This is a genomic window from Streptococcus sp. k-378, assembly GCF_013277505.1.
GTDB lineage: Bacteria > Bacillota > Bacilli > Lactobacillales > Streptococcaceae > Streptococcus > Streptococcus pseudopneumoniae.
The window spans coordinates 1-12,610 of record NZ_VMNC01000081.1 but is presented as its reverse complement, the minus strand read 5'-3'; the positions used below and the strand labels follow the sequence as shown (position 1 = coordinate 12,610).

Here is a 12,610-nt window from a genome sequence, read left to right as displayed (position 1 = left end):
ACGCTTTTTCCTTTGTTTGTAAAAGAAAGTCTTGCGTATGAGAAGTGTTCCGGACTATTTTGTAAATCAGTATAAAGGATGGAGATAATGCGCAATGAAAATCAAAGAGCAAACTAGGAAGCTAGCCGCAGGCTGTACTTGAGTACGGTAAGGCGACGTTGACGTGGTTTGAAGAGATTTTCGAAGAGTATTAGGGGCAAATTTGAGGCAGGATAAACAAAAAGCCCTATTAAAGGCTTTTTAGGATGTTTACATCCACCCTGAGGGAATCGAACCCCCATCTCAAGAACCGGAATCTTACGTGATATCCATTACACTAAGGGTGGAAACTTGTTTTATTATAACAGAAATTTGCTCTAATAACAAGTTTTTTCTAGTGAGATAGCCCGTCTTAGTGGGAAGTATCCCCATTCCAGATCGAGTTTTTCACGATAACATAATCAACGTGTTTAAGGTCAGCAACCTGACGTCCACCTGCATAAGAAATAGCACTTTGAAGGTCTTGTTCCATCTCAGTTAAAGTGTCTTGCAGATGACCTTTAGCAGGAAGCAAGATACGTTTGCCTTCCACATTTTTGTAAGCACCTTTTTGGTATTGGGAAGCTGAACCATAGTATTCTTTGAATTGTTCACCATCGACTTCAATCGTTTTCCCTGGACTTTCGATGTGTCCTGCAAAGAGGGAACCAATCATGACCATGTTAGCACCGAAGCGGATAGACTTGGCAATATCGCCGTGAGTACGAATTCCTCCATCAGCGATAATCGGTTTACGGGCAGCCTTGGCACACCAACGGAGAGCAGCCAACTGCCAACCACCTGTACCAAAACCTGTCTTGACCTTGGTGATACAAACCTTACCAGGACCAATTCCGACCTTAGTGGCATCCGCACCAGCATTTTCCAATTCACGCACCGCTTCTGGTGTTCCCACATTTCCAGCAATAACAAAAGTATCTGGCAATTCTTTCTTGATGTGTTGAATCATAGAAATCACGCTATCTGCATGACCATGAGCAATGTCTATCGTGATGTATTCTGGAGCATCATCCTTGAGCTGGCTAACAAAATCATACTCATAGTCCTTAACGCCGACAGAGATAGAAGCAATAAGTCCTTGCTCATGCATTCGTTTAATAAAAGGAATGCGTCCTGCCTCATCAAAACGATGCATAATGTAGAAGTAACCACCTTTAGCCAGTTGCTCTGCTACATTTTCATCCAAAATCGTCTGCATATTAGCTGGCACAACAGGTAGTTTAAAGGTGTGATTTCCTAGAGTGACACTTGTATCCGCTTCTGCACGGCTTTTAATCACACATTTATTTGGAATCAATTGAATATCTTCGTAATCAAAAATTGGAAATTCATTTAACATATCGATGTCTCGTTTCTTTTGTAATGACCTACCTATGCTCTCGCACCACTACGTCTTTTCCGACGTTTCCTTAATTCATTATAAATCAAAGTACAGTTTTTGTCAAATAATTTTATAAATTAAAATATAAAGTTCGGTTTTTATTGGATAAACAACAAAAGAAAAGGAGAGATTATTTTCTCCCCAGTTCTTTAGTAATATTCCTTTTAAAAATTTCTTCTGAGTTTTCCATCATTTCACAAAATTCACGATAGGATGAAGAGTTCTGAGGAATTTGAATAGACCATTTCTTTAATAAGGCTCCGTACCCTGCTAGCTTTCCTATCTCATTATCAACAACCTTGTCCTCGCTCGGAAAAACAAGACCAGCCTTCTCAGCTTTTAAAATATAAGAATAGGAAATCAGTTGGAACAAGTCCTCACGGTTTATTCCTTTTTCAGTATCTTCAATCTTTTTATATTTAGCGTCTAACACAATTTTTAAATCTCTATTATAGAAATCTGGATAAACTTTTCGTTCTCGAATAGAAAACACTGAAATCCCATCCGTCTTATCCTTATTTCGTGGATGGATGAAATCTTTTGGCAACAAAGTATGAACATACTCTTCCCAAAACCAGGCAACATCAAAAAGAATACCATGAATTTTTTGATCTTGATAGCCTAAACCGTGCTTTTCTTGGTTTAGGATCATCAGACAAAGTGCTTGTAGTTTTCTGTACTCGTTAAAGTATGCATGACGTATAGGTTTAGATTGATTTCCCCGAATAATCTTAGCACGATCAGCTAGTTTATAAGAAGGAGTTACCCGCACGATTTCTGCTACATTTTCACGACTAGTCAAGAGATTATCAAGAACCCCTTGCCCAATTCTTTTCTGATTCTTAATGTATTCAATAGTGTGACGGATTAGCTGCATGAGAGGATTATCATAGGTGAACTCTCTTGTTGTGTAGGCAATATTTCCCGTGAAAGGAAGATTTTTCTTGAGATGGTTTCTTACATCAATCACTCCCTTAACATGACTGTCGTTATGAGAAAATCGCTGGTATTCCTTATAAAGACCTTTTCGAATTGCAGCTTGTAGATACTTAGGGAAGAGATACATCAAAAGTTGATAAAGTCTCTCTTCACGCGACAAAGCAACATCTAAACTAGTCAGATTGATATGAAGAACCTTTTGCAAAAGATAATGTAAAAAACAGTCATTACTTTCGTTTGAAAAGCGAGAAGAAATGGTTAATCTCTCCTGACCATAGCCTAGAAAACCAATTACATTTCCTGTCTTGATTTTCTGATTAACTGTTTCAAAAATCTTTTGGTCCTTATCCAAATCAGTAGTATGAGTCAAATCATTTGGAAAAATGAAAATACGTTCATCTTGGGATAGACTTTCCAAGGTTCTGTCTAAAAGAAGATTGCTTAGTTTAGGATATTCTTCAACAAATTTTTCTTTAATAATCTTGTGTTGATTATCAGTAATCCGCATCATCGTTTTCATCGCCTTCATTGTCATCAGCTACTGCCTGATCTTTTTGCTCATTATTTGTCAGTTCAAATGCTTTTTTCAAAGTTTCCAAAGTTTCAACCTCATCATAAGAACCTCGCAAGTAGTCTTCTAGGAGAGGCTTAATATAATCAGACCAGAGTAATTCATAGTCAAAATCTACATCCTTCAACTTAAGAAAATAACTTGGTCCAATATGATAATGACTGTTTAATTCCTGAACATTTTCGATAGCAGCGTTCAAGTTTCTTAGACGAATTTTTGCTTCTTCTGCATGGATATTCAGCTCTTTATCCAACATGCCAACTTGACCCTCGGCAGTAACTTCAACAAAACGAAAACGACGACGCATAGCAAAATCAAAGGTATCCACTGAACGATCAATATCATTCATAGTTCCGATGATGTAAACATTTTCGGGGATATAGAACTTTTCATCAGTTTCGTGTAGATTTGCATATTGGGTAGAAACACTTCCTTTTTCACCACGATAGCCAGGGTCGATAGAGAAAAAGAGTTCGCCAAAAATCTTAGAAATCTCCCCACGATTGATTTCATCGATGATGAAGACGAATTTCTTGTCTGTATCAATTGTTGGAAACACATAATCACATAAGCCATAACTTTCTTTCATGTGATCTAAAACGATTTTTTGATAAGTTTCGTACTTTAACTTAGTCTCCTCACCCTTGTACAAAAGATACACTTTTTCTTTGGTAGCAACAGGAGAATCAAACTTCACATTCCCTTGACTATTTAAACTGGCTGGAACCGAACTACGAGGGAAGAAATATTGTCCTTGCTTTTCATTGATAGCATCCGTTAGCTTAGCCCACGTTTCTTCAAAATTATCTTGACCTCCAGTCTTCTGAGCTTCTTTTGCCTTCTGGCAAAACTCTTTAAAAATACCATCTTGTAATTTAAACTCAATAGCTCCATCCCCATTTGATACTGGTCTCAAACCCTCTACAAAATCCGTATAATCATAAGATGGATGAAACTGTACAAAGCCGATTTGCTCCTCATGACCTTCCGTTAACTCTTTAGCAATTTCTTTAGCAAGATAAGTTTTTCCCGTCCCCGGTGCACCACGGAGGATGAGGTTTTTGGATTTTCTTAATATACCACTATAATTAAATAAAAAATCATTCCTTAACATAGTTTCACTTTCTAATTTTTTATACTTTTTCCAATTAGGATGATTCAAAAAATAGTCATAGTCTTGAATTATGATTTCATCACTTGCAGCAAATTTTATTAACTGGTTAGTCTCTTTAGTTCGATACTTAATATCTGATGGAAACCATATTGTTTCTTGCCCCGTAAAGAAAAACCACTCCCTCTCTATATACTCTTTTTTCCAATCAACAATAATGGTATGCCCATCATCTAAAACCTCTTTAACAGTCGCCATTCCACGAATTTTCATCACAGAAACCTTTAAATCATCTTTCTTTACAAAAGGTAAATTCTTCTTTTTGACATATGTGGATTTAGCAAATAAAACGTCACCTGGTTTAATTTTATTAAACAACTTTAACATTTTTTGATACTGTTTATTTTCCTCGTTGTTATGCCATCCTAATTCCCACTTTCCTTCTTTCCTGAAATATTCAAGATAATCATCACCACCAAATCTTGTACCAACAAAAAAGTAATTATTTTGTTTACTGTTCATTTGAATACTCCTTTAATTTACTTTCACAAATAAGTTCTATTAATATATAGTTCATCTCTAGCATATCATATCCTATAGAAAAAGAAAAGAATTTCTAAAGAAAAAGTCTAGTGTAGAGTGGGGTATTCCCTCTTAACACTAGACTTATTTTTTACCTTAATAATACTCGCCCTGACGGTAGTCCCATGAGTTAAAGGTGTCTGACAGGTGCATCATGATCTTATCAATGTCAAGTCCTTTACGGATAACAACTGGAGCTGGTGAAGTTGAGCGATCTCCTCCTTGTTCTGGGATGAGTTTGCCGTCTTTATCGACCATAGACACCATCACGCCTTGCTCATAGCGAGTTTCAATCGTTTTGTCAGGTTGGATGGATGCCACATAGTCGTCTGCTTCGATGACAAGGTCTACAGCTCCTTCGATACGTTCTCCGATACCTTCTACCTTACCACGGTTTCCTTTTCCAGATGGGTTAGCTGATGAGGCATAAACCATCTTGCCTTCTTCCCAAAGTTTGGCAGCCAATTGTTCACCAGCTTTCCCAAACTTGATAACAAAACAGCTAGTACCACGCACGTCAGTCATCAGTTCTTCACGGCCATCACCGTATGCTTTGAGTTTTTCAAAGGCTTCTGGTTTCCAAGGAAGGATACAACCAAGAAGAATATCTTCATCCCAATGTTTTTGGTAAAAGGCTTCAATTTCTGGGTTGAGTTGTGCTAAAGCACGAAGCTCATCCATGCTACCGCAGAGAACAACACCTGGTTTGTTACGGTTACGCTCTTTAGCTTCAAACTTACGTTCAAGACCAGCCTTATCGCTAGTCATGATGATGTAACCAACTTTAGTAGGGCAAACGATACATCCGCCCTCACCTTTTAAAATGTCATAGCCTTCTTGTGAAAGTGTTCCCTTCCATTGAATGTGTTTTGTCATAGTTCTATATTTCCTTTTCTATTTTTCTTCTAATCCTGCCAGTAGGCTGGTCGTTGTTTTTCATAGGCAGCAATCAAATTTTCATACTGCAAGGTGATACCGATATCATCTAAACCATTTAAGAGCTTGTGTTTCCACTCGCTATCGATTTCAAAAGTGAATTCTCCAACTGGTGAGATGATTTTTTGTTGTTCCAAGTCCACAGTTACCTGGTCACTTGGTTTTAGCTGGGCTAGTTTCTCTCTAACCTCTCTGGGCTGAACAATAGGTAACATGCCATTATTGAGTTCATTATTGTAATGAATGTCACCGAAAGATCCTGCAATCACTACCTTAAAACCATAGTCTGCTAAGGCCCAAGCTGCATGTTCCCTCGAAGACCCTGCGCCGAAGTTATCCCCTGAAATGAGAATACTGGCTTTGCGATATTCAGGTCGGTTAAAGACAAAGTCAGGATCCTCAGTATAGAGATCATCCAGATAACGCCAAGCATACATGAGGTACTTACCAAAGCCTTTCTTATCTATTAACTTGAGAAACTGCTTAGGTAGGATTTGATCGGTATCGATATTATCATTCATGAGAGGAACGGTCGTTCCTGTATAAACTGTAAATTTCTCCATATCCTCTCCTTACTGGGCCTCTGGCATTTGCCGAACATCTACAAAGCGCCCTGCGATAGCTGCTGCAGCTGCCATGGCTGGACTGCAGAGGTGGGTCTTAGCACCAAATCCTTGTCTATCTTCAAAGTTTCGATTGCTGGTTGAGGCACAGTGAACACCAGCAGGTACCTTGTCAGGATTCATCCCTAGGCACATAGAACAGCCTGGGTCTCTCCACTCAAAGCCAGCATCTATGAAAACCTTATCCAAACCCAACTTCTCAGCAGCTCGTTTGACAGGACGAGAGCCTGGAACCACGATAGCTGTTAGATTAGGAGCTATTTTCTTCCCTTTGACAAATCGCGCAGCCAGCTGCAAATCACTGAGTCGAGCATTAGTACAAGAACCGATAAAGATATAACCTAGTTCAATATCCGCTGGCTTTTGACCAGGCTCCAAATCCATATAATTGTAGGCTCGTTCATCATTCATATCTTTGATTTCTGGGAAACTACTGTCAAAGTCAACACCCATAGCAGGATTGGTTCCCCAGGTTACCATAGGAGCTAAGTCTGAGACATCCATCTGGATAACCTTATCGTATACAGCATCCTCATCGCTGACAATTGTTTTCCAATCAGCCACAGCCTCATCGAAATCTTCTGGAACACATTCTCGTCCCTTGAGATAATCATAGGTGGTTTGGTCCGGATTCATGATTCCCATCTTAGATCCAAACTCGATGGACATATTGCAGATGGTCATTCGCTCTTCCATGCTCAGTGCATCAATCGCTTGTCCACGATATTCCACCACGTAGCCAACGCCGCAAGCAACGCCGTACTTGGCAATCAAGGCTAAAATGTAATCCTTGGAATAAACTCCCTTTTGAGGAACACCTGTAAATTCCACCAGCATTTTCTTGGGTTTGACCTGCCAGAGTGTCTGTGTCGCAAAGACATGTTCGACCTCACTGGTCCCAATTCCAAAGGCGATTGCTCCGAAAGCTCCGTGAGTTGCTGTGTGGCTATCTCCGCAAACGATGAATTTCCCTGGTTGGGTTCGTCCTGTCTCTGGACCAACCATATGAACGATCCCCTGTTTTTCAGAACCGTGGGCCGCATGTTCAATCCCAAACTCCTCAACATTTTCAGCAAGTTTATCAATTTGCGCCTTGGAAATAACATCTCGAATATCGTAGATATTGACTGTCGGAACATTGTGATCAAAGGTTCCAAATGTCAAGTCTGGTCGTCTCAATCTACGACCTGCGTCTCGTAGTCCTTGAAAGGCCTGAGGACTGGTCACTTCGTGGATATAGTGCTGGTCCACATACATGAGTTGGGGCTGCCCCTCTTCTCCTGTGATAACATGACGATCCCATAATTTATCAAAAATCGATTTTCCTGTCATCCATTACCTCCAAATAAAATATAAGGCTACTAGTGTGGTCACCATCCCAAGAAACCAAACTATTTTAAAGTACCATTTTCGAGTCTTGTGGTGAAAGATGATTCCTGCTAGCCAGGCACCAAAACCACCACAAGTAAAGGCCAAAATAAGTAAGATTTTCTCAGGGATGCGCCAAACTCTTCTCCTTGCCTTAGATTTGTCAATACCATAAATCAAGAAAACCATGACATTCCAAATCAAAAGGACTAGAGTAATTTTTTCGTCTAACTTCATAACCTTGCAATAATAGCTTCCGTCATTTCCTTGGTCGAAGCCTGTCCCCCTATATCTCTTGTTAAAACACCAGCTGCCAAACTTGCCTCAACAGCACGCTCGATACGCTCTGCATCCTCATAACGTCCAAAACTGTCTCTCAGCATCATGGCCACTGATAAAATCATGGAGATAGGATTGGCAATTCCTTGACCAGCAATATCAGGTGCTGAACCGTGAATAGGTTCATAGAGACTTGGTCCATTTTCAGAATGACTGGCTGATGGCATAACCCCAAGTGTGCCAGATAGAACGCTTGATTCATCCGAGAGAATATCTCCGAAAAGATTTTCTGTCACGATGACATCAAACTTGGCAGGATTGGTAATCATGAGCATGGCAGCTGAGTCCACTAACTGGTGTTCCAAGGTTACATCTGGGAAATTCTGTGAGACCTTCTCAGATACTTTCCGCCAGAGTTTTGAGGTCGCCAACACATTTTGCTTATCGATACTAGTAACGATTTTTCTGCGATTTCTTGCAATTTCAAAGGCTTTGCGAATAATCTGCTCCACTTCCTCATAGCTATAGTCGTTGATATCACGCGCTTTGCGCTCTTCAAGGATATGATCTCCAAAGTAAATCCCGCCTGTCAACTCACGCACCACGATAAAGTCTACACCAGCAATTCGTTCCGGTTTGAGTGGTGACAAATGCTTGAGACTGTCAAAGATTTTTACAGGGCGAATATTAGCGTAAAGATTGAGTTCCTTACGGAGAGCTAGCAAGCCTTGTTCAGGCCGAACCGCTGCTCCATCATACTGAGGACTACCGATAGCCGCTAGGAGAATAGCAGATGCTTCACGACATACCTTGAGGGTTTCATCAGGTAAGGGATGCCCTGCAGCATCGATACCTGCACCTCCAAAAGGTCGTCTATCAATCTCATAGTCAAAACCTGTTTTTTCAGCTAGAGCTTCCAGAATCTCTAAACCAGCCTCCATGATTTCTGGGCCAATTCCGTCCCCTGCTAGAGCTACTATTTTCTTTGTCATAGCATTCTCCCTTACACACTAGGCATGTCACGATAGGAAACACTGCGTCCCATCTCACCAGCATTCTCTTTTTGAACAAAGGTATTGGCATTGATGTAGGCAATAGCAGATGCTTTCAGTACATCGAAATCAAGCCCTGCTGCATTAAAGATGGTTTCTGTATCTCTGTTTTCAACAGTGACCAAAACCCGAGCTTGGGCATCAATTCCATCTGTCACAGCGTCAATAGTGTAAGACACCAAGCGGACGGATTGGTTAAAGAACTTGTCGATAGCGTTAAAGATTGCTTCAACGGAACCTTGCCCTGTCGCATTAAATTCGACCTTCTCACCATCCATATTAGCTAGGCTAACGAGCGCTTCGATGTCATTATCCGCATGGGTTTGAAGTTGTAAATCATCAAAGTGGAAGCCTTCTGGATTTTCAACCATGATTCCAGCTACCAGAGCACGAATATCTGCATCTGTGATTTCTTGTTTCTTGTCTGCCAGTGCCTTAAACTTAGCAAAGAGTGGCTTGATGTCATCCTCTGTAAAGTCTAGGGCCAATTCTCTCAGTTTCTCGACAAAGGCATGGCGACCAGACAATTTTCCAAGCGGAAGACTGTTACTCTTGACACCGACCAATTCAGGGGTGATGATCTCATAGGTAAGAGGATTTTTAAGGACTCCATCTTGGTGAATACCAGATTCGTGAGAGAAGGCATTACCACCAACGACGGCCTTGTTTTTAGGAACTGGAATACCTGAGAAGCGAGAAACCATTTCTGACGTATTGATTGTCTCATTTAGGACAATACTGGTTTCTGCTTGGTAGTAATCTTGGCGAATATTGAGAGCAACTGCTATTTCTTCCAAAGCAGCATTGCCAGCTCGCTCACCAATACCGTTGATAGTTCCTTCGACACGCCCTGCACCATTCTTAACAGCAGCAAGGCTATTAGCGACTGCCATCCCAAGATCATCATGACAGTGAGGCGAATAGATAATCTGGCGATCCGTCTTAACATTCTCAATCAAATATTTGAAGATAGCTCCGTATTCCTCTGGCGTTGTAAATCCTACCGTATCAGGAATATTGACATAAGTAGCACCTGCATCAACCGCTGTTTGAACAACTTGCAGGAGGAAATCCAAATCTGTTCTGGTCGCATCTTCTGGCGAGAATTCGACCACTTCAAACTTAGAACGAGCATAAGAAACATGCTCCTTAATAGCTTCCAAAATCTCTTCCTTGCTCTTATTGAGCTTATACTTTCGGTGTATCGGACTAGTAGCAATAAAAACGTGAACTTGTGGATACTTGGCATCCTTGAGGGCTTCATAACAAGCATCAATATCAGACTTGACAGAGCGGGCCAAACCAGTCACTGCTGTTTTCTTCAAGACCTTGGCAATCTCCTGCACTGCTGTGAATGAATCAGGACTCGCCGCCGGAAAACCGGCTTCAACGGCTGAAATACCCCATTTCTCCAGCTGTCTTGCAATGGCAATTTTTTCCTTGATTGAAAAATTAACGCCCGGTGTCTGCTCTCCATCCCGAAGGCTGGTATCTAGAAATTCAACTGTTCGCATAAGATTTCCCCTTTTCCAAATGTGATTTTAAAAAAACATCTCGCTCAGAAACCCAAGCGAGATGTTGATTTACTCCCGCTTGGTAAGCCAAACAGGACTAATGCTTTTTGCACTAGCCCGAGTACCTCAACAACAAAGCAAATTGATTAAACTTAGCTGTTTTCATGTTTGACTTTCTCCTTCGTTTGATATCTTGTTTAGTATTTTAGCATAGGCAAAAGCACTTGTCAAGAAAAAATCCAATATTTTCTGAAAATTTCTTCAGTAGAGAATATTTAGCTAATTGAAAGTTATTGAAAATCCTTGAAATATTTCATTTTTTAGAAGTTAAATTCCAGCTTCTTTCTATCAATTCCAGTACTCCTTCATCTGATAAAGTATCATCAAGCGCCACACTAATCCAGTAGCGTTTGTTCATATGAAAAGCTGGATAAATGCCCTTTTGTGAAAGCAAGTCCGCTACTTGGTCGTGTTTGAGATTGACTGCTTCCACTTGTCCTTCTCTGCCCTTTTCCAGCTTATCCCAAGAGATTTTCATCAAAACAGCATACCATTTTTTATTGCCTTCATGTCTTAACACTGCCGTATCAGGTGATTTTTTCCACAGATACTCCAACTGATTTCCGTACTTTTCCTGAACTTGAGTCATGATACGCTTAGTCTGAGGACAGATAAAATCCTGCACATCAAAACAAGCCTTCCGAATCTGGTAGAGAATCTCCAAACAAGCCTCACGTACACTTGCAACAAAACTTCCCCTCATGCTTTCCATATGAACTTGAGGATAGAGATCACCAGTCTCCTGGTCAAAGACTTGAAAACTCACATTATCAGTAGTGATGGACACAGTCATGACAAAATCACCCTGCAAAATCTGGCGACTATAAGTCCAGACTCCCCTATTTTCTACAAAACCAAAAGCTTTAGCCTTTTCGTGATTAAACTGATAGGATTTAAAAATTTCAAACATAAGTTAAAACTGCTACCCAAAGCTAGCAGTTCCTTTCTATTTTTTAAAAGACAACCTTAGTTCCGTGCAATTGTGTCACGCCTAGCTGGTCAATAAAGGTTTGACGGTTGTCAAGGTCAATCCCCCCACCTGGTAGAATTTCAATTTTACCTTTAGCGTGCTCCAAAATTCTGTGATAGTGAGCAAAACGTTTGTCTAGTGAATCGCCAGACACACCAGCGCGAGTTAGGATACGAGTGACACCAGCTTGACTAAGCCAGTCAATAGCTTCTAACTGGTCTTCTTCGCTCAATTCATCAAAGGCCATGTGAAAGACAATTTCCAATCCTTTGGATACAGCAATTAACTTTTCAATATTAGGCTTATCCAACTTCTTATCAGCAGTTAAAGCTCCAAATACAACCCCTTGACTTCCAGCCTGAGCAGTCAACCGAATGTCTTCTAGCATAATAGCAATTTCTAGGTCATTGTAGACAAAGTCGCCACCACGTGGACGAATCATGGTCATGATGGTTGTATTGTAGTTAGCTGCCAGTTCAACTGCTGCCTTAGTCACTCCATAGCTGGGTGTTGTCCCACCAACTGCAAGATTATCACAGAGTTCGATTCGACGAGCTCCAGCCTCCATCGCTTTTTCAAGCAAGGTCACATTTTCAGCACAAAATTCGTAAATCATTTGATTCTCCTTGAAGATTACTTTAAATTTATTATATCATATTGTTGTAAATATGCTTTCGTTTATATCAAGGAAAATAGTTACTATTTTTTATTCTTTGTCCGGAATGACCTTGAAGAGATAGTAGGTGATAAAGATGGTCAAGGTTCCCAGACCGATTTTGACTGGTAAAAGAGGTGCAAAATAAATGGAAATTCCCATCAAGATGTAGATGGATACGATGATTTTTTTCTTACGTTCACGCGCAATGGACTTGGTTTCCCGAAAATCAGCTACATATGCTTGATAGAGCTTGGTATGATAAAGCCAATCTTCGAAGCGCTTGGAACTTCTGGAGAAACAAGTAATAGACAACAAAAGGAAAGGCGTTGTAGGTAGCAAAGGCAAAACAACCCCAATAATAGCCAAGGCCAGCGATAAAAAACCAATAATAAGATAAATAATACGCATAACTACTCCTAGTTAATACTCTTCGAAAATCTCTTCAAACCGCATCAACGTCGCCTTGACGTAGGTATGGTTCCTGACTTCGTCAGTCTTATCTGCAACCTCAAAGCAGTGCTTTGAGC

General features: G+C 40.4%; 12 protein-coding genes and 1 tRNA gene. All 13 read right to left on the bottom strand.

Translation table 11 applies throughout. The features are described from left to right. Nucleotides 1–254 precede the first annotated feature (254 nt). Nucleotides 255–326 (bottom strand) — tRNA-Arg (locus HT719_RS08235). 65 nt (nucleotides 327–391) lie between these two features. After that, nucleotides 392–1,378, bottom strand: coding sequence for a GMP reductase (locus HT719_RS08230; RefSeq protein WP_138703432.1), 987 nt, complete (start codon nucleotides 1,376–1,378; stop codon nucleotides 392–394). A 172-nt stretch (nucleotides 1,379–1,550) separates the two neighbouring features. Then, nucleotides 1,551–2,867, bottom strand: coding sequence for an McrC family protein (locus HT719_RS08225; protein ID WP_172928852.1), 1,317 nt, complete (start codon nucleotides 2,865–2,867; stop codon nucleotides 1,551–1,553). Continuing rightward, on the bottom strand, nucleotides 2,854–4,563 hold the full coding sequence (locus HT719_RS08220; protein WP_172928850.1) for an AAA family ATPase: 1,710 nt from the start codon (nucleotides 4,561–4,563) through the stop codon (nucleotides 2,854–2,856). Before HT719_RS08220 ends, HT719_RS08225 begins: the two co-directional genes overlap by 14 nt. A gap of 156 nt (nucleotides 4,564–4,719) precedes the next feature. Then, on the bottom strand, nucleotides 4,720–5,499 hold the full coding sequence (locus HT719_RS08215) for a Sua5/YciO/YrdC/YwlC family protein (protein WP_172928848.1): 780 nt from the start codon (nucleotides 5,497–5,499) through the stop codon (nucleotides 4,720–4,722). Nucleotides 5,500–5,528: 29 nt separating this feature from the next. Then, nucleotides 5,529–6,122 carry a 3-isopropylmalate dehydratase small subunit gene (gene leuD, locus HT719_RS08210; protein ID WP_172928846.1) on the bottom strand — a complete coding sequence of 198 codons (594 nt, stop codon included), beginning with the start codon at nucleotides 6,120–6,122 and terminating at the stop codon, nucleotides 5,529–5,531. 9 nt (nucleotides 6,123–6,131) lie between these two features. Next, on the bottom strand, nucleotides 6,132–7,514 hold the full coding sequence (gene leuC / locus HT719_RS08205; RefSeq protein ID WP_172928844.1) for a 3-isopropylmalate dehydratase large subunit: 1,383 nt from the start codon (nucleotides 7,512–7,514) through the stop codon (nucleotides 6,132–6,134). A 3-nt stretch (nucleotides 7,515–7,517) separates the two neighbouring features. Then, nucleotides 7,518–7,787, bottom strand: a complete 270-nt coding sequence (locus HT719_RS08200) for a DUF1294 domain-containing protein (protein WP_023938607.1) — start codon at nucleotides 7,785–7,787, stop codon at nucleotides 7,518–7,520. Further along, nucleotides 7,784–8,821 (bottom strand): 3-isopropylmalate dehydrogenase, encoded by a 1,038-nt coding sequence (gene leuB / locus HT719_RS08195; RefSeq protein WP_023938609.1) that lies wholly within the window; start codon nucleotides 8,819–8,821, stop codon nucleotides 7,784–7,786. Before leuB ends, HT719_RS08200 begins: the two co-directional genes overlap by 4 nt. Nucleotides 8,822–8,832: 11 nt before the next feature. Further along, nucleotides 8,833–10,395, bottom strand: a complete 1,563-nt coding sequence (locus HT719_RS08190) for a 2-isopropylmalate synthase (protein WP_023938610.1) — start codon at nucleotides 10,393–10,395, stop codon at nucleotides 8,833–8,835. 313 nt (nucleotides 10,396–10,708) lie between these two features. After that, nucleotides 10,709–11,365 (bottom strand): MmcQ/YjbR family DNA-binding protein, encoded by a 657-nt coding sequence (locus HT719_RS08185; protein WP_023938613.1) that lies wholly within the window; start codon nucleotides 11,363–11,365, stop codon nucleotides 10,709–10,711. Nucleotides 11,366–11,408: 43 nt separating this feature from the next. After that, nucleotides 11,409–12,041: a copper homeostasis protein CutC gene (locus HT719_RS08180; RefSeq protein ID WP_023938615.1), complete on the bottom strand. Its 633-nt coding sequence runs from the start codon at nucleotides 12,039–12,041 to the stop codon at nucleotides 11,409–11,411. A gap of 90 nt (nucleotides 12,042–12,131) precedes the next feature. After that, complete coding sequence (locus tag HT719_RS08175) at nucleotides 12,132–12,491, bottom strand: YbaN family protein (protein ID WP_023938617.1); 360 nt, start codon at nucleotides 12,489–12,491, stop codon at nucleotides 12,132–12,134. Nucleotides 12,492–12,610: the final 119 nt, after the last annotated feature.

Coding starts and splice junctions, on each gene's coding strand:
- HT719_RS08200 (WP_023938607.1), bottom strand. CDS start 7,787: ATGAAGTTAGACGAAAAAATTACTCTAGTCCTTTTGATTTGGAATGTC.
- leuB (WP_023938609.1), bottom strand. CDS start 8,821: ATGACAAAGAAAATAGTAGCTCTAGCAGGGGACGGAATTGGCCCAGAA.
- HT719_RS08230 (WP_138703432.1), bottom strand. CDS start 1,378: ATGTTAAATGAATTTCCAATTTTTGATTACGAAGATATTCAATTGATT.
- HT719_RS08175 (WP_023938617.1), bottom strand. CDS start 12,491: ATGCGTATTATTTATCTTATTATTGGTTTTTTATCGCTGGCCTTGGCT.
- HT719_RS08215 (WP_172928848.1), bottom strand. CDS start 5,499: ATGACAAAACACATTCAATGGAAGGGAACACTTTCACAAGAAGGCTAT.
- leuC (WP_172928844.1), bottom strand. CDS start 7,514: ATGACAGGAAAATCGATTTTTGATAAATTATGGGATCGTCATGTTATC.
- HT719_RS08220 (WP_172928850.1), bottom strand. CDS start 4,563: ATGAACAGTAAACAAAATAATTACTTTTTTGTTGGTACAAGATTTGGT.
- HT719_RS08185 (WP_023938613.1), bottom strand. CDS start 11,365: ATGTTTGAAATTTTTAAATCCTATCAGTTTAATCACGAAAAGGCTAAA.
- HT719_RS08180 (WP_023938615.1), bottom strand. CDS start 12,041: ATGATTTACGAATTTTGTGCTGAAAATGTGACCTTGCTTGAAAAAGCG.
- HT719_RS08190 (WP_023938610.1), bottom strand. CDS start 10,395: ATGCGAACAGTTGAATTTCTAGATACCAGCCTTCGGGATGGAGAGCAG.
- leuD (WP_172928846.1), bottom strand. CDS start 6,122: ATGGAGAAATTTACAGTTTATACAGGAACGACCGTTCCTCTCATGAAT.
- HT719_RS08225 (WP_172928852.1), bottom strand. CDS start 2,867: ATGCGGATTACTGATAATCAACACAAGATTATTAAAGAAAAATTTGTT.